We start from the raw sequence: 18,848 nt of genomic DNA, 5'->3' as shown, positions 1-18,848 counted from the left end.
AGTCTAACTAATACTTGCGTTCCTAAAATCGCTATCGCTTAGTTACCCAAAAGATAAAAATACATTCATATTCAACTGATAACCAAAACTTAAAACAAAACACAACAGAAGTACAATTTATTAATTATCAACTATGTAGCACTCACAAAATACCACATAGTAGCAGCGCAACGAACTATTGACTTTTAAGAAGTTAAGAATTAAGTACAAAGCCCCACAAAAGTATCAAGGCTAATACAATCCATTTTTAGATTCTCTAAACTTGGTATAAATATCCATATCGTAAAAAACACCTTCAAAATACATTCTATCCTTAAAATGACCTTCTCGTACAAAGCCCAATTGTTCTAATAAAAATACAGCGCTACGATTGTTAGAATCTACCTTTGCTTCAATAGTATGCAATCCAAGTTCCTTGAATCCATAATCAATAATCTGTTTAACAGCTTCATAGGCAACTCCTACTCCCCAATATCTAGGACTCAAAGCACCTCCAATTTCAGCTCTTAAATTATCCTTTTCTATTCGATTAAAACCACAGGTTCCTATGATTTTGTCACCATCTCGAATAACCGCTGCCCAACATAGCATTTCTTGTTTTTTATAGGCATCCTCAATGTGTTGAATCAAACTTTCAACTTCTTCCAACGAAGTTGGCTTTTTCTTGGCAATATATCGCAATACCAAATCATCGGTTTGCATATCAAAAATCTGTGGTGCATCGCCCATTTCAATTGGGCGCATTGTTAGTCGTTTGCTTTTTAAAATGGGGAACTCGACAAAAGGGGCTTCGTTAATTTTTTTAGTCATGTATATATCTGTGACTTTCTTTGTTTATAGGTGTTTTGCCTGATAGGCTGTTTAATATCGCTTTTATACGTTTAAAGTTACCAAATAGATTATGAATAGTTCATTTAAAACCCAAAATATTACTTTAAAATTCCCTATTCTTTCACATCTTATCTTTTTTCTATAATTTTGTGGTTGGTTTCTCAAACAATAATTTGCTACAACCATCCATGTTAGTAGTATCTGTGCCCAATAAGTAATTGAGTACAATATATTCCTAGCATTAACAACACCAGACAATTTTCATCAAAACAAAACATCATGCGTATAGATATCATTTCTGCCGTTCCTAGTCTAATGGAAAGTCCATTTGCTCACTCAATCATGCAACGCGCACAGGATAAAGGCTTGCTAGAAATTGTTTTACATGACTTAAGAACGTATGGAATTGGCAAGCACAAGCAAATTGATGATTATCAATTTGGAGGCGGAGCAGGCATGGTTATGATGGTAGAACCAATCGCCAATGTCATTGAATCGCTAAAAGCAGAGCGAGATTATGACGAAATTATCTATATGACACCTGATGGAGAACGCTTGGAGCAAAAACATTGTAATCAATTGTCTCTCAAAGAGAATTTAATCATTTTATGTGGTCATTACAAAGGAGTAGATCAAAGGGTTAGAGACTTGTATATTACCAAAGAAATCTCCATCGGTGATTTTGTGCTATCGGGAGGAGAATTGCCCGCAGCTGTCTTGGTTGATTCTATAGGTCGTCTCTTGCCTGGCGTACTTAATGATGAATCGTCGGCTTTGTTTGATTCTTTTCAAGACAATTTGTTAGCGCCACCTGTTTACACACGCCCTGCGGATTATAAAGGACATAAAATTCCAGATATTTTATTGTCTGGTCACAAACGAAAGATTGAAGACTGGCGAGACGAACAAGCTTATTTAAGAACTCAAAAGCTACGTCCTGACCTATTAGACTAATAGATTAAGACAAGAATACAAACAACTATTTTATAATAATTTATCCACAACAAAACATTCCATACAGCATACAAAAGTACATTATTTATGGTATGACAGTATTTAATTTTTGATATTTATCTGAGGCATTATTAGAAAGAAGTCAAGGGGTAACTTTTAACAATTTTTCTTTTTAATTCTTCATTTCAACAAAATTCATGTAATTTGCCTTTCCAGATAAGATTAATTCAGACAATAAGCTATATCATTGTTAATAACACTTAATCACAAAGACACTTTCTTAGAAGAATAAATGAATGTTGTAACCCTAACAACGGATTTTGGATGGCGGGACTACTGCGTGGGAGTTATAAAGGGTAACATCCTATCACAAGGCATACCTGTTATTTTCGCAGATATTACACATGATATTGAAAACTACAATATCGTGCAGGCATCCTATATTCTAAAAAATGCCTATAAAAGCTTTCCTAAAGGTACAATTCATTTGATTTCGGTCAACAATTTTTATAAAAAACACCCTCGATTTTTAGCTATCTTACACGATGGTCATTATTTCATAGGACCTGATAATGGCATTTTCTCACTTATGTTTTCAACCCCTCTTCAACAGGTTTATGAGTTAGATTACTCTATTGGTAACGCTGTTTTTGGAGTGAAAGAAATTTTTGCTAAAGCCATTGGTTTTATTTTAAAAGGCAAGCCATTCAAAGACATTGGCAAACCAGCCAAAGATATCTTAGAACGTTTATCCTTGCGCCCAATTACAGGAAAAGATCAAATTAGAGGCTCGGTCATCCATATTGATAATTACAAAAATGTTATCCTGAATATAGATCGACCACTTTTTGACCGAATTCGACAAAAGCGTGATTTTGAGATTTACTTTAAGCGATACGATCCAATTACCACGATTAGCAAAAATTATGCAGATGTTCCTGTTGGTGAAGTCCTTTGCTTGTTTAACTCGTCAGGCTTACTGGAAATTGCTGTGAATATGGATAAAGCAGCGACTTTGTTTGGACTAGAAGTAGACGAAGCCATTCAAATTGATTTTCTTATCCCTGAAATTGATTGATAAGAACTTCCCTTTCTATCCTTCATCCTAAAGCTATCTTAGTAGTTGCAATCCTTGTAGATTAGGTAACTATAATAGAAATCTAAATCCTAAGAACACTTCCTCAAAAATAATAATTGTTTAATCTTTGCGGCATTTAATCTACTGACAATAAACAAACTGTATCAGATACACTTTATTTTTAAGTTCTTGTCTTTATCAAAAACCTTACCAAGTAGGACAATAAAGTCAAAAAAAAATGTATTTTTAGGCTTATAATGGTAACTTTTAAATGCTATTCTGCGTTTAACAAATAACACCACGCTAAAAAAAACTCAGATAACAAGTCCTACTCAATTAAAAACTACAGTTTTATGTTAAAGCAAAATCTTTCACAAAAACAGATACAAAAGTTATCTCCTCAACAAATACAGTTGATGAAGTTACTTCAGGTACCAACCGTCATGCTTGAACAAAGAATTCAAGAAGAGTTGGAGGCTAATCCTGCCTTGGAAGATTCAAAAGATGATTTGAACAAAGAGGAAGAAGAAGCACTAACTGATGATTTTATTGATGATGAAGCTTATGGTACTGACAAAAACGATAAAGACGAAGACATCAACGAGGAAGCAGAACGTCAAGAAGATAACTCTCTAGAGGAATATTTAGAGGATTATATGAACGACGATGAGCCCTCTTATAAATATGAAATTAACAATCATTCGGCAGATGATGAGGAAAAAACCATTCCTATTGCTATTGAAAGTTCTTTTCACGAACACATGGAACGCCAATTGGGGTTGCTAGACTTGGATGAAGAAGAGGAAAAAATTGCCGATCAAATTATTGGGAGTATTGATGAAGATGGCTACTTGAGAAGGGAACCGATTGCGATTACAGACGATTTGGCATTTGCTCACAATCTTATCGTCTCTGAAGAGGATGTTTTAAAAGTGCTAAAAAAAGTTCAAACATTTGAACCTGCTGGAATTGGAGCACAAAATTTACAAGAATGCTTAATGCTTCAATTAGAACGCAAGATCTTGTCTAGAGATGTTACCGAAAACTATAGTGAAGAGGATGTAAAATATCTGCAATTAGCGCACACTATTATTGACAAATACTTTGAAGAGTTTTCTAAAAAACATTATAATAAATTATTGCGTCAACTTTCTCTCTATCGAGATGATCTTAGATTGGCAACAGAAGAAATTCTAAAATTAAATCCCAAACCTGGGGCTGTCTATGCGCCGTCTTCTAATCTAAAAAAACAATACATTGTTCCTGATTTTATCATTGAGACCAAAAACGGAGAACTAGAATTGTCTCTAAATAATAGAAATGCTCCTGAATTACGTGTTAACAATCAGTACAAAGAAATGTTAAGCGCTTATAGCGCTGACAAGAAAAATAAAGTTCAACGGGAAGCAGCCATGTTTGTCAAACAAAAAATCGATGCCGCCCGATGGTTCATTGATGCCATTAAACAACGTCAGAATACCATGATGAAAACGATGTACACCATCATGCAATATCAATATGATTTCTTTCTGACTGGTGATGAAAAGCGTCTTCGTCCAATGATTTTAAAAGACATTGCAGAAATTACAGGTTTAGATATTTCTACGGTTTCTCGTGTTGCGAATAGCAAATATGTTCAAACAGAATTTGGAACAAAAAGCTTAAAAGAGTTTTTCTCAGAATCACTGCAAACAACGTCAGGAGAAGAGGTTTCTACAAGAGAAGTTAAAAAGATTTTGACAGAAATTATTTCTACAGAAAACAAGCGCAAACCATTTTCTGACGAGAAATTAAAAAATATGCTGCAAGCAAAGGGTTACAATATAGCTCGCCGTACTGTTGCTAAATATAGAGAACAACTAGGCATCCCTGTTGCCCGTTTGCGCAAAGAAATTTAACCCTCCTTTCCAATACTAGTTAATTAATATTGTCCGCTAAAATGTTATCCTTTAGCGGACAATATACGTTCCTTGCTTGATTTTGGCAAACTACTTTAATATAAGTACTCTATTTTAGCCAATGCTTATTTCTCAATTTCCCAATATAAATTGGCTCAAACGTCAAATCAAACATCAATTCCAAAACCAAAAAGGTCCCAATGGTGTTCACCTCCCGACGGCAGGATGGCCAACCGTTTTGTTGCATACAACAGCCTCAAAAACAATTCGTGAAGATATTGAAGGTCCTCTTTCAATTTTCATGAATGTACAAGGGCAATCTATTATTGGCGTTGAGAAACATCAAGTTTTGATTAAGGACAATGCCTACGTTCTGACCAATAACAAAGCACGCTACGATTTGATTCTTCCTAATAGGAATGCGACGGAGGTTTTTAACATCCATTTTGGAACTCAATTCCTAAAAGATGCTAGTTCTTGGTTGTATCACACTTCAGGCAGATTACTAGATGATCCTTTTGACTCTAATACTCCTCTTCCTTCTTTCCAATTAAAAGCGACTTGGCGTAGCTCAACATTTAATCGATTGGTAACTCAACTGCAAAAACTATATCTAATTGACACAACACCCACTGAAGCAAAGGAAGTGGCATTGTTGGCACTTTTTGAATACATTGTTTTAAACCAACAACAGCAGGATAAGTCCATTCAATTCCTAAAAAACACTAAAAAAAGTACTAAGGTCGAACTTCTAAGGCGATTGTATCTGGCTGTTGATTACATTTATGCTTATTATAACGCTCCTCTTCAATTAGAAGAACTTGCTCAAATTAGTTGCTTATCCAAATATCATTTTTTGCGTTCGTTCAAACAAGCTTTTGGAGTGGCACCTCACCAATTTATTCAACAAATTAGATTTCAAAAAGCATTGTATTTATTACAAAACAGTTCTGCTAACCTCCAAGAAATTGCCTTTGCAATTGGTTTAGAAAATGCTAGTTCCCTAAGTAGGATGGTTTATAAGATAAGTGGTTCTTACCCCAGTACGCACAGAAAATAGTAGCCTAATCCCCTGCCTTAGAGCTTTCTTAGTTTTAATCCATTCATCAAAAACAGCAATTTTGGTCATGGTCTCTTTCTGCCAATTGGTCGATATTTGTAGTATTAACTTAGTACTCTGTAATAATGAAAAAAATTTACGTTACAGGGCACTTAGTATTGTTAATCATTTTTTTTATAAAAAAACAAATACGCGATGACTTATCTTTTTGCAGCACAACTAGGCTTTATAGCACTAACTATTATTTGGCTAATTTTAATTTATATTCAACTAAAAAAAAGCAGCGCCCATTTGGGAACAGAAATACAGCAAAGCATTTTAAGAAAATATAGTATCGGCATTAGCGTATGGTTCCTCTTCATATCCACATTATCTATCCTAGGTGTTTTTTCTGATTTTTCGACTCTTCCCCCTCGACTTCCTTTTGCTCTAGCATTTCCTATATTAGTTCTTATATATTTGCTAATGCGCTTCGAGCATCTAGATAGCGTTCTAAAACATACGCCTCCTGAATGGTTTCTAAACATTCAGTTCTTTCGATTTTTTGTAGAAATTCTATTGTGGTTTTTATTCTTAGCAGAAACGTTGCCGCAACGAATGACATTTGAAGGATATAACTTCGATATCATAGCTGGTGTAACTGGACCTATTTTTGCCTATTGGTGTTTTGCCAACCAACGACAAAAACAACAACTAGCCATTATTTGGAATATTCTAGGCTTGTTATTCCTAATCAATATTGTATCCATTGCCTTAATGACAATGCCAACTCCTTTACAAGTATTCCAAGAAGATAATACAATCATAGGTACTTTTCCAATGCCTCTGTTACCGACTATTTTAGTTCCTATTGCCTATTATATGCATGTTTTTTCTTTGCGACAACTCTTATAAACAGCTCGTTGAGATCGCTCAATAGTGAACTAGTTAGCCCTAGTAATACAAAAGTCATAAATTACGAGCGTAGTAGGATAGCAGGTTAGTACTTGAAGAAAACAGAGCATTTTTAGAAAAGCAATTATTTTGGATTCATTCAAAATAATTGCTTTATTTTTTTACATATTTCTACAATCGCTCTAAATAAAGCATCTCAAATACTTTGTTAAGGAATTGTAAACTTCATTTAACAAATTAAAAATATAGTTTTCATTTTGAGTTTATAATCAAACTGTTTCTTTGCACCAAATTAAGGCTTGAGGTAAATACAACACGAGCCCCTTTTTAAACAAAATATACTATTAGTCAACAAGTTATTAATTATTCAAACAAAACAAAATGGGAAATCTTAAAAATCTATTTGCGTTTTTAACTTTAGCAATCGCCGTTAGTTTTACGGCTTGTACGCCCGAAGCAACTACTGTAAATATCAGTGGAAAAGTTACGGACGGTACAAATGGACTAGACGGTGTTATGGTTACAGCTTCTAGTGGTGAAACAGCAACTACTGGAACATCTGGTGACTATACAATTACTGCTGCAAAAGACGGTACACTTACTTTCAAAGCTGCTGGTTATACTTCTAAAACAATGGATATTAATAGCCAAACATCAATTGATGTAACGTTGACAGAAGACCCATGGGTAGCATCTTTTGCTGGAAATGGAAACAGCGTAACAGATCCTCAGTTTCCAATTAACTCTATCGTTCCTAGTGTAACATTGAGTGCAACAGCATCTTCTGATACTTGGTTTTCTCAAACAGCAAACTTCAAAGGAGCTGTAGCTTCTGCTTTTGGTTCTCCTTGGTACGACAACTGGTCTTTTTATAGCCGTATCGTTGCAGGAACAACTACTTCTGCTGCATTAAACACAAGTGGTAAAACAGTAGTAAACGTAACAGATACATGGATGCAAGCACAAGGAAATACAGTAACATGGACTTCTAATAACATCTATGTTTTAGACGGATTTGTATTTGTTGAGGCTGGTCAAACATTGAATATTGATGCTGGTACAATCGTTCAAGGAAAAGCAGGAACTGGTGCCAATGCTTCTGCTCTTATCGTTGCTAGAGGTGGTGTTATCAATGCTACTGGTACTGCTAGCGATCCTATCGTATTTACTTATGAAGGTGACAACGGAAACTCTTCTGCTACTGACCGTGGTAAATGGGGTGGTTTGATCATCTTGGGTAAAGCTGGCTTGAACTCTACTCCTGGTGAAACTCAAATCGAAGGTATTCCAACTTCTGAAACTCGTGGTTTGTACGGTGGTTCTGACAACGCTGACAACTCTGGTACGTTGCGTTATGTTTCTATCCGTCACGGTGGTTCTAACATTGGTAACGATAACGAAATTAACGGTTTGACTCTAGGTGGTGTTGGTTCTGGTACTACATTAGAATATATCGAGATTATTGCCAACAAAGACGATGGTATTGAGTGGTTCGGAGGAACTGCAAATGCTAAGTATTTAATTTCTGCTTACTGTGGTGACGATGCTTTGGACTACGACGAAGGTTATAGAGGTAAAAATCAATTTATCATCATTCACCAAGATCCAAGCTCTACAGCAGCTGACCGTGGTGGTGAGCACGATGGTGGAACATCTCCTGAAACAGGAACTCCATTTGCTACACCTCAGTTCTGGAATGTAACGTCAACTGGAAATCCTACTAGCAAAGCGATTACTTTCCGTGATAATGCTGGTGGAGAATACCACAACTCTATTTTCGTAAACTACGGAAAAGGAATTGATATTGAAGATTTGGAAGGTCAAGACCAAGATTCATACAAACAATTTACTGATGGTAACCTAAAAATTGCTAACTGTGTGTTCTTTAACATTGCAGCAGGTACTACAAGCAAAGAATTGTTTACCGTTTCTAACTAATAATAATATTCAAAACGAGGCAATAAAAATTTGTTGCCTCGTTTTCTTATACCTAAAAATTGTTTGAACATACCCACTGTCACCCAACAGCTTGTTCAAAAATTCTCATAAAAATTTCATTCTAACAATCGTATATAATTAACAACGGAGTCATGAAAACAATTGCAACTATTGCATTTTTATTTGTAATCCTACCCTTATTCTCTATCGCTCAAACTGGTTCTATTTCAGGAACGGCTATTGATGGAGAAACGAAAGAGCCAATCATGTTTGGTAATGTTGTCATTGAAGGCACTGGTCAAGGTGTTAGCACAGACATGGACGGTAAATACAAATTTGAAAATCTAAAAGCAGGTACTTACTCTATTAAGTTTAGCTACCTTGGCTTAAAAGACAAATTAGTTGAAAACATCGAAGTAAAAGCAGGTGAAAATACTGTTGTCGATGTAAAAATGGGAGAAGATCCTGTTGTACTAGAATTAGGTGCAACCATATCTGCAGAACGTATTACCAATACTGAAACAGCTGTTCTTTCTATGAAAAAAGAATCGACATCTGTCTTGGATGGTGTCTCTGCCAAAGAAATTTCTAAAAGCGGTGACAATGACGCTGCTGCTGCTGTTAAACGTATATCTGGTGTTACTGTAGAAGGTGGCAAATACGTTTATGTTCGTGGTCTTGGAGATCGCTACAGCAAAACAACTCTAAATGGAGCAGACATTCCTGGTCTAGATCCAAACAAAAATACCGTCCAAATGGACTTGTTTCCTACCAATTTATTAGACAACATCTTAGTTTACAAAACATTTACACCTAATCTTCCGGGTGACTTTACTGGTGGATACATTGATGTTGTTACTAAAAACTTTCCTAGTAGTTTTACCGTAGATGCCAGTGCTTCTATGTCTTACAATACACAAACTACTTTTAACAAAAACTTCTTGACTCAACAAAGAGGTTCTACTGACTGGTTGGGCTTTGACGATGGTTCTCGCGCCTTGCCTTCTATCGTTGCTAACTCAACTGAAATTCCTGCTCTACAAAATAACAATTCTGCTAATTTTGATCCTAATGACGCTCAAAAACTAGTGGATATGACAGGTTCTTTTAAAAATACATGGCAACAAGTTCGCCAATCTGTTCCTTTTAATCATAGCTTTTCTTTTGGTATTGGTAATCGTTTTAAATTTGATAACCAAAGCGAATTAGGAATCATTGGAGCCTTGTCTTACAATCGCAACTACAGCTTCTACGAAAATGGTACTTATGGTATTTACCAGTTGACAGGCATGTATGATAATGTCAATACATTAACTTCTAACTTGGCATTGAGTGACACAAAAGGTGTAGACGATGTTCTATGGGGAGGAATGGTTAATATTGCTTATAAAATTAAAGCATCGCATACCTTTAATTTTATGGTGATGCACAACCAAAGTGCTACTACGACAGCAAGATACTTAGAAGGAATTAAAGACGATGATAGAGATGAAATCTTTCAAACTCAATCTTCTAGATTTTTACAACGTGGTCTAACAACCTTCCAATTAGGTGGGAAACACACTTTCTTGAAGTTTAATAATATCGAAGTCAACTGGAAAAGCTCTTATGCTCGTTCGACTCAAAAAGATCCAGACTTGCGTTACTTTACCAACCGTTATGACGAAGAATACGATATTTATAGAATCAAACCTTCTAGTGACCGTACTCCTTCTCGTTTCTACCGAGATATGGCACAAGGCAACTGGTCCAACAAAATTGACTTTACAATGCCTTTGATTCACTGGTCTAATGATGTCAAAGAAAAAATTAAAATTAAAGCGGGCTTTGCACACGCTGCCAAAGATAGAACATTCAAAGAAAATAGATATAGCTTTGAAAATCAACAAATCAACTACAACGGAGATTTAAACACATACTTTGCTCCTTCTAACTTAATCGCAACAACAGAAAATGGAGGTTATTTGAATAATGGTAATGGTGTTTATATTGAAAATGCCTTGGATTCTGCCAATATTTATGATGCGAGCCAAAGTCTTTATGCTGGATACGCAATGGTTGAACTGCCTTTGATTAGTGGCTTGAACTTGATTACAGGTGCTCGTATCGAATATACTTCTGTTCGCTTGAAAACATACAGCTATAAAGTGCTGACTGCTTATCCTGATCTAGATGGGAAACAAAATATTTTGAACAATTTAGATATCTTACCAGCCCTTAGTTTGAACTATGAGCCTTCTAAAAAAATGAAAATACGTGCTGCTTACTCTCGCACCTTGGCTCGTCCATCATTTAGAGAGCTAGCTCCATTTACTTCTTTTGATGTTGAAGGTGGATATGCGTTTGTTGGAAACCCAAACCTAGAGCGTACGATTACAGACAATGTTGATTTGCGTTGGGAATTCTACCCTACTAATAAAGAATTGATTTCTGTTAGTGCCTTCTACAAAAACTTTACGAATCCAATTGAACGTACTTTCAACCCTAAAGCATTAAATCCAGAGTTGACGTACAGAAATGTTGACAATGCATTTTTGGCAGGTGTTGAGTTGGAAGTTCGCAAAAACTTAGGTTTTATTACTCCTGCATTAGAAGATTTACAAATTGGGACTAACTTTTCCTACATTTATTCTCAAACAACCATTGATGAACAAGAGTTAAAAGCTATTCGCGCAGAGAATCCTAACGCTGGTAATACTCGTGAGATGTACGGTCAATCTCCTTACTCTTTAAATGCTTTGTTGTCTTACAAAAACGATTCTTTAGGTTTATCGGCTAACGTTGTATTTAATGTCTCTGGACCTAAAATTTCATTTATTTCAATTGGAGGAACACCAAATACTTATGTACAACCTCGTCCATCATTGAACTTTAACATTAGCAAAACAATTGTCAAAGGATTTTCTATCAAGTTGGCTGTTAATAATATCTTGATGAGTCCTTATCGTGAAAGCATTGAATTCAAAGGAAAATCATACGATGTTTCTTACTACGAACCTGGTATGAATATTTCTTTAGGAATTAAGTACAATTTTGAAAAACAATAAGCTGTTTTCTCAAAGTAGAATGCTTTGCACGTTCTGAATTTAGCAATTACCATTGTAATTATATACATTGATCTTAGAAGATCTTAAACGCTTGGGATGGGTACCCAAGCGTTTTTCTTTATCTTATACCAAGCTATATTTTGATAATGGATTCGCATAATTTTTTTCAATCAATACTTTCATGTACTTTGTTATTCCATGTAATCATAACGTTGTTACTAAAATTCGATAGTTCGTTGAAACCTCCTAGTAACAGTATGGCTAATTACTAGAAATCATAACAAGTACTAAAAAGATGAAGCACCAACTACTTTTATTTTGTTTTATTGTAATTACAATTAATAGCTGCACCATACCTCCTTCTTCCCTTCAAAGAACACAAGATAAACCAGCAGCATTAAGTTATCTAGCACTAGGAGACTCTTATACTATTGGTGAGTCTATTACCTCAAATCAACGTTGGCCTATTTTATTAACTGAGGCGCTACAAACTAAAGGTTACACCTTTCAAACTCCTGATATTATAGCACAAACAGGTTGGCGAACGGATCATTTGCTAAATGCAATGCAAGAACAATTATCCTCGTCTCAACAATACGATTTGGTGTCTATTCTTATTGGGGTTAACAATCAATTTCAAAATACGTCTATTCAAAAGTATGAGCAAGATTTAAAAATTCTTTTTGATCAAGCTATTTCACAGTGCAAAACAGGACGAAATGGCGTTTTTGTGTTGAGTATCCCAGACTACGGAGCAACTCCTTATGGGTTGCCTAGAGCCAAACAAATCGGAAAAGCTATTGATGAATGGAATGCTGTCTATCAAAAAATTGCCACTATGTATCAACTACCTTGGTTTGATATTACACCAATTTCTAGAACAGCAACAAAAGAGAAAGAATTAATTGCCAAAGATGGATTACATCCTAGTGGCAAGATGTACCAACTTTGGGTAGATGCGATAGTGGAAAAAGTAATTGACTGCTTAAAATAAAAATTTGGTAACAGACTACAGCGTCTATTACCAAATTCAAATTGTAATTTTTTATGAAAGGAATGCTTATTTCAAATAAGCTGCTAAGTTTCCTCCTACTGTTTCCTTTAATATTTTTAGCCCCAATGAACGCGCTTCGATACCAGGCATTCCTTTAAACATAAAGTGTGTTTCTAAGCTTTGAAGGGCATCGTAGTAAGAAAAACGCAATAAACTATACATATTTTGTTGCAATGGACTGCCCGTTTCTAATGTTTTTAGATTTTTCCACAATCTTCCGTTCCATTTTTCCAATTCTTCAATTTCTTGGTGTGGGATTGGCTGTGGCAAAACATACAGTTGGTTGATAGAATGTAGCTCTTTTAAAGTACCTTTATTCTCTGAAAATTCTTCAGAAACTAAAGACAAAATACGTAATTCTTCAAGATCCATAAAACTACCACAATCGCTCGAAACGGTATAATCATCTCTCCTATTTTGCCAATAAGGCTGAAAAGCTTCTTTCATTAATTTGGGATGACGCTCAAACATCCAACAAGGGACATCAGGGCGTTCTTTTAACACCTCATACATCGCCTTCATGTGTTGAATCAGCTGCCCGATTTCTTCGTAAGAGTATCTCATGCTAAAATCATAACGTGTTTCGCCTCTATATCCTTTAAAAACTCTTTCTAATGAGTTGTTCATTAATTCATTTACTTTAGCCGTTTTATTAGCAATCCTCACATCTTCATTCAAATAAATATAGGCTAGAAAAACTTTAGAAATTGGATTTTTGAATTGCTCCAACCCAGCAGCAGCAGTAACTGCATCTTCAGGAATCATATTAATATAATATTGCAATGTATATTCCTCTATAGCATTGTTCAAATCCATTTCTTCTGCCATTTTGCGGTGCAACAAATAATGCTTGTTGGTCTTTTTATATCGAATCATGGCAGATTTTGTAGTTGGTGTTAACACCCCATTAGAGGCAACATCATATAATTTTTCTTTGATTAACAACTCCTGCAAAGCTTTTACAGAAAGACGCACACCTCCCGAATTCTGTCCGTAACTGGCAGAGCGTTCCAAGTCAAATTTTTCTACTTTGTGCAATACTTTTTCGCTTACTTTTTTAATAAAAATATCCTTAGGACCACGTCTTTGGACTCTCGCTTGCACTTCTTCGGCTTCTGCTCTAGTATAATACGGTCCGATAGCCACACGCACTTTATTATCACTTAACTGTGCTACTAATTGAGGAGAAAGACGCTGCCAGTCTGGCCAATAGATATCTGCTTGTTGGTCATAGGTTGCCAACTGAACAATATAAACTGCATCTGTCTCTTTTAGTTCTTTTTTAACCAAGAAGGCATCTTTAAATCCTTTTCTTTGAATCAACCTTAGTTTATCTTTTGCTGTGCTTTTGCTAGTGTACGTCCCCATCATAATTCTATACAAACTGTTGTCCATTTCCACAGAATAAACATATCCTATAGAATGCAAAGGCTTAAATTTCTTGTACTCAGGCGTTGCATAAATAGCCAATTGAATTTCGTAGACATAATCTTGCGCTTGCGCAGACAAGAAGCACAATAAAAAGAAAGGTAAAACAAATAAATTTTGAAGTTTTTTTCTCATGTTCATTGTTATAATTTCAGCCTCCACACAGGAGATAAGGTTATATAATATAAATTAATACTCCATTGATTACGCATAAAACATAGTAATAGTTTTACGACCAACGCAAACTCAGTGGATTACTAACAACATGTTTGGAGTTTTTAGCTTGGTAAGATACATATTTGATTGGAGTATTTAAAAAATTGATTTTTTTTTTTCAATTCACTAGACATTATCATCATACCTTACAGTTAAGGCAGAAATAACAAGCAAAAAACAGGGCTCTACCCAATAAATAAAATCTTACTAGACTATGTTTTTTGCAAACAAAAAGCCATCCATGCTTGCATTCCTTTTAAGTTTTCTATTTTTGTTCTCTTTAAGTCATGCAAATCAAGGGTTAATTTACCTCAAATAGATAAAAAACAAGGGTCACACTCTAGTAAATCCTCGACAAATGATTTTTGAGTATTGATCCAAAGGGATTTTTTTATGAAAAAACAATTATTTTTAATTTTTATAATTTCTTTTTTAGGAATGCCCATTACATATGGAATTAATGGCATTTCTATTTTAGCTAGTCGTTCTCTTTTAGAGAATAGACTGGTTCAAAAATCAGTAGACGATTGTGTCATTTTATTAAAAAAAGCATGCCAATGTGAAGTTAAAATCAACGATCGCTCTCAAGAAATTCTTTTATTCTTGCCCGATATTGATACCAACAATGTTGCTTCTTATTCTACTTATGCCAACAAAAGGTTAGCGTATCCCATGATTGACTACCCTGTTCATGAATATACTTGGACTTCTAAACGTGTTCAACAACAAATTCACTTAGAATTGAGCACACCAAGTTTTTTAGGTGTTAGTTTTGGACTATATGGTTTGCTGCAAGAACAATTATGGTTTTCGTTTTACCATACTAAAGAAACGATTATTCCCGACTTAAAGTTTTGGCCTTTGACAGAAAACTTTTCTTGGACGGCTACCCCTCGTTTTGGAAAAAAAGGTTTTCACTTACATACCATGCACCCTTTAGAACTTACCGAACCCTTACTAAACCCAAGCTGTCCAAATGGTATTCAACAGATTAAAGAATATATTGATTGGTTGGTACGCAACCAACAAAACTATTTTGAATTTAATTTACTAGAACAAGAAGATTTAGAACATTGGGTGCAGTATATCAAACCTGCTGTGGACTATGCGCATTCTAGAGGAATTTTAGTTGGTCTAGATTTAAGTTTGCACATGACACAGCAAAAAGCTTTTATGCTATACAAGAACTTTCCAGCTTCTTTCCAAAGTGCCAAACAACAAATTGCTAAAAATCTGGAAATATTATTTATTTGTCCGTGGGATGTGATTGCCATGGAAGCCTCTACCACAGAATTCACCCAAGGTAACGCTTCCAAAGTGCAAGAACTACAGTTGTATGTAACCGATCTTATCAAAAACAAACACCACGCACATTTAGCTGGTCGCCAGCATGTTGTCAAACAGGATAAGATGCTTAGTAAAGCTACATCTACAGATAGCCTTACCCCAACGCAACAAGCACTTGATGCCAATAGGGCTACTTTCATTCATACGGTCATGTTTTATGGCTTGGTTGACAAAAAAGCTCCTGTATATGAAAATGAAAATTTGCTACACTTACTAGACTTGCTTCAAGAAGAACAAAAAGTCCGTGAAACTTGGTATTACCCCGAATCTGCATATTGGATTACTTTTGACAATTCAGTGCCAATGCTACTCACACCTTATTTAGAAACAAGATTAGCAGATATTTTGTTGATGGATTCCCTAAATGTTGAGGGACATCTAACCTTTAGTTCTGGCTGGGAATGGGGCTATTGGTTGATTGATTGGAGTATAGCCAGATGGTCTTGGGAACATACTTTTAATGAAAGAGTTATTCAACCTAGACCCACTCAGTTTTTAGCGGATATTTTTCAAAATCAAGCTATTGTAGATCATTTAAACACACTAAATAGACTACAAACAAACTATATTAAAGAGCAAGAACTAATTCGCTACATGGTAGCGCAAACCGTCACGGACGAGCTACCCGATTTCCTAGCATTAGAGTTGCATCCACGCCCCGAAAAAAGTTATCGATGGATGCGAAAAAAAGCTAATAAGGATGATATTCGCATTCTTCACAAAAAAGCTATTGATCCACTATTAGAATTTGCAACACTTAGTGATGCGATTATCACAGACCTAAGTTCTAATAAATACTTATTAAGTCCTGCACAAAATAAGTTGCTACAAGAATTGACATATGGACTAAGTATTACTAGTCTTAGAGCAAAACACAAAGCTCATACCTTGTCCTTTCTATTGGGTAAACGCCAAGAAATGTTAGATAAAGAGAGCCTTCCTAATCTCCAAGATTATATAGAACAAGCCCAAACAATTCGGCTTGAGGCACAAGCCTTGGTCAATAAACAAGAGCAACATTACCGTTATCCACTAGAATATATTGCTCGCCCAATAGACCATGGAGGGAGTACCGCTTATGACTTTGGTTATTTATACCCTGTTAGTAATCTACATTTTTGGAAACGAGAAGAAGAACAAATTATTCAAAATAAGTATGGTCCTTTTTTCATGTCCATTTGGGATGTTCCTAGAATTCTAGGTATCGTAGATTAACTTTCTATTTAGAATCAATTTAAAGATGGATAGATGTCTGTCTTTATAAAGTGAAAAATCGAGTATTTTTCTTATTTTAACCTCCAAATTCAAAATCAATCAATCGTGCAGTTTATTTTATTTGCACAAAACATAAGAAATCAATCATGGATAATAAGAAATTGAATGTGCCAATTATGGCAGATTTGCATGCAGAAGGAAAGAAACCAGAAGTCTTGTTTTGGGTAGGTTGTGCAGGAAGTTTTGATCAAAGAGCTCAAAAAATTACCGTGGCATTCTGTAAAATTTTAAATGAGTTGAATATTAACTACGCGATCTTGGGCAAAGAGGAGTCTTGCACGGGCGATCCAGCACGTCGAGCAGGAAACGAATTTGCCTTTCAAATGAAGGCACAAGAAAATATCATGGTTCTAAACACTTATGAAGTGAGTAGAATTGTAACCACTTGCCCACACTGTTTTAATATTTTGAAAAATGAATATCCTAAAATAGGAATGTACGATGCTCAAGTAATGCATCATTCCCAATATCTACAACAATTGATAGACAATGGTCAATTAAAAGTAGATGGCGGTGCCTTCCAAGGTAAAACCATTACGTATCACGATTCTTGTTATTTAGGCCGCGCCAATGAGGTTTACGAAGCGCCTCGAAATGTTTTAAAAGAATTGGATGCCAACTTAGCAGAAATGGCTGACAACAAATCAAAAGGTCTTTGTTGTGGTGCTGGTGGTGCCCAAATGTTTAAAGAAGATGAAAAAGGCGACCGACGCATTAATTCTGCTCGTACCGACCAAGTTTTAGATACAAATCCTAATATTGTAGCTGCCAATTGTCCATTCTGTATTACTATGTTGCAAGATGGCTTAAAAGAACGCGAAAAACAAGATGTAATGGTACTTGATTTGTCGGAATTGATTGTTCAATCTAATAATTTGTAAACAATGGTTGACTATCAAGAATTACCAACAACATCTAGAGTATGGATTTATCAATCCAACCGTGCTTTTTCAGATGCTCAAACGCAGGAAATAGAAAAAAAACTACATCAATTTGTAGCTCAATGGCAAAGCCACGGCGCCGCCGTTAAAGCTTGGGCGGGCATTCGTTACAATCGCTTTGTCATTTTCGTAGTAGATGAAGCTCACGAAGCACCAAGCGGTTGTTCTATTGATTCGTCAGTTGCCATTATCAAAGAGATTGAGCAGGCAATGGAGGTCAATATGTTCGATCGCCTTAATTTTGCTTATAAAGTAGATGACTCTACGGTAGAATCCGCTGATAGAGAAGATTTTTCTGTTCTATATCAAAGCAATAAAATTAATGATTCTACCATTGTCTTTAATAATTTGGTGACGACCAAAGCCGACTTAGAAAGCAAATGGGAAGTTGCTCTTGGAACATCTTGGCACGCTAATATGGTTTAAAAAATCTTTCTTTCTTTAGAAATATTAATAAAAGTTGAAAGGCTCAATATCTTAGATGATGTTGAGCTTTTTTATTTTTAGCTGCTTTAGTTATCCAAATTTTATATCGAAAAAATTAAAAAAGTCATTTATTACCATCAAAAAAAACTTTTTTTGCGTTAAAAAAACTTTAAATCTGCCTAAAATTTAAACTTTTATTTTACACAAAAAAACCGTTCAAAAACAAAATAAACCTTTGCATTTTTCTTGATTATCAATTACATTTTACATCTATTCAAAACAAAATTACACCCACTGCTATGTCACAAATGCAATACAAAAAACTAAAAGCAAGCGGTAATACTTTTGTTTTTCTTCCATTAATTGGTGTAATTACAAGGTAGTGATGTAGATTGTATGATAAGTTAGAAAAAAAGACAATGAAGACTATATTTGTAAGATGTGTTCAATATCTATACAAA

Annotated in this window: 13 protein-coding genes; 11 read left to right on the top strand and 2 right to left on the bottom strand. The window is 35.2% G+C overall.

Translation table 11 applies throughout. From position 1 onward, the window contains the following. Positions 1–231: 231 nt before the first annotated feature. Entirely contained in the window at positions 232–810 is a 579-nt protein-coding gene (locus tag CG11_RS25350; RefSeq protein WP_052599767.1) for a GNAT family N-acetyltransferase, read from the bottom strand. Positions 811–1,110: 300 nt separating this feature from the next. Here CG11_RS25350 and trmD point away from each other — a divergent pair, with 300 nt between their 5' ends. The 8 genes from trmD (at position 1,111) to CG11_RS25310 (ending at position 12,694) form a co-directional block, all read left to right on the top strand. After that, a complete protein-coding gene (gene trmD / locus CG11_RS25345) occupies positions 1,111–1,785 on the top strand; it encodes a tRNA (guanosine(37)-N1)-methyltransferase TrmD (RefSeq protein WP_052599766.1) in 675 nt (224 codons plus the stop codon). 292 nt (positions 1,786–2,077) lie between these two features. After that, complete coding sequence (locus CG11_RS25340; RefSeq protein WP_052599765.1) at positions 2,078–2,863, top strand: S-adenosyl-l-methionine hydroxide adenosyltransferase family protein; 786 nt, start codon at positions 2,078–2,080, stop codon at positions 2,861–2,863. A gap of 353 nt (positions 2,864–3,216) precedes the next feature. After that, the gene (gene rpoN / locus CG11_RS25335; protein WP_052599764.1) at positions 3,217–4,761 is read left to right on the top strand and encodes an RNA polymerase factor sigma-54; all 1,545 of its coding nucleotides are present in this window, start codon (positions 3,217–3,219) and stop codon (positions 4,759–4,761) included. A 121-nt stretch (positions 4,762–4,882) separates the two neighbouring features. Continuing rightward, positions 4,883–5,821: an AraC family transcriptional regulator gene (locus CG11_RS25330; RefSeq protein WP_052599763.1), complete on the top strand. Its 939-nt coding sequence runs from the start codon at positions 4,883–4,885 to the stop codon at positions 5,819–5,821. Between the two features lie 195 nt (positions 5,822–6,016). Beyond that, entirely contained in the window at positions 6,017–6,715 is a 699-nt protein-coding gene (locus CG11_RS25325) for a hypothetical protein (RefSeq protein WP_052599762.1), read from the top strand. A 381-nt stretch (positions 6,716–7,096) separates the two neighbouring features. Beyond that, on the top strand, positions 7,097–8,653 hold the full coding sequence (locus tag CG11_RS25320) for a carboxypeptidase-like regulatory domain-containing protein (protein WP_052599761.1): 1,557 nt from the start codon (positions 7,097–7,099) through the stop codon (positions 8,651–8,653). 152 nt (positions 8,654–8,805) lie between these two features. Further along, the gene (locus CG11_RS25315) at positions 8,806–11,700 is read left to right on the top strand and encodes a TonB-dependent receptor (RefSeq protein WP_052599760.1); all 2,895 of its coding nucleotides are present in this window, start codon (positions 8,806–8,808) and stop codon (positions 11,698–11,700) included. Between the two features lie 295 nt (positions 11,701–11,995). Beyond that, positions 11,996–12,694: an SGNH/GDSL hydrolase family protein gene (locus CG11_RS25310; protein ID WP_052599759.1), complete on the top strand. Its 699-nt coding sequence runs from the start codon at positions 11,996–11,998 to the stop codon at positions 12,692–12,694. A gap of 66 nt (positions 12,695–12,760) precedes the next feature. On the opposite strand, the gene CG11_RS25305 is transcribed toward CG11_RS25310, so the two are convergent. After that, positions 12,761–14,317, bottom strand: coding sequence for an SPOR domain-containing protein (locus tag CG11_RS25305; protein WP_052599758.1), 1,557 nt, complete (start codon positions 14,315–14,317; stop codon positions 12,761–12,763). A gap of 474 nt (positions 14,318–14,791) precedes the next feature. Here CG11_RS25305 and CG11_RS25300 point away from each other — a divergent pair, with 474 nt between their 5' ends. The 3 genes from CG11_RS25300 to CG11_RS25290 all read left to right on the top strand — a co-directional run bounded on the left by CG11_RS25300 (position 14,792) and on the right by CG11_RS25290 (position 18,387). Further along, a complete protein-coding gene (locus CG11_RS25300; RefSeq protein WP_052599757.1) occupies positions 14,792–16,960 on the top strand; it encodes a hypothetical protein in 2,169 nt (722 codons plus the stop codon). A 146-nt stretch (positions 16,961–17,106) separates the two neighbouring features. Beyond that, on the top strand, positions 17,107–17,901 hold the full coding sequence (locus CG11_RS25295) for a (Fe-S)-binding protein (protein ID WP_052599756.1): 795 nt from the start codon (positions 17,107–17,109) through the stop codon (positions 17,899–17,901). Positions 17,902–17,904: 3 nt separating this feature from the next. After that, positions 17,905–18,387, top strand: coding sequence for a hypothetical protein (locus CG11_RS25290; protein ID WP_052599755.1), 483 nt, complete (start codon positions 17,905–17,907; stop codon positions 18,385–18,387). The last annotated feature ends 461 nt before the right edge of the window (positions 18,388–18,848 follow it).

Origin of the sequence: Aureispira sp. CCB-QB1 (genome assembly GCF_000724545.1) — a bacterium.
Taxonomy (GTDB): domain Bacteria; phylum Bacteroidota; class Bacteroidia; order Chitinophagales; family Saprospiraceae; genus Aureispira.
This window is presented reverse-complemented; position numbering and strand designations above follow the sequence as displayed.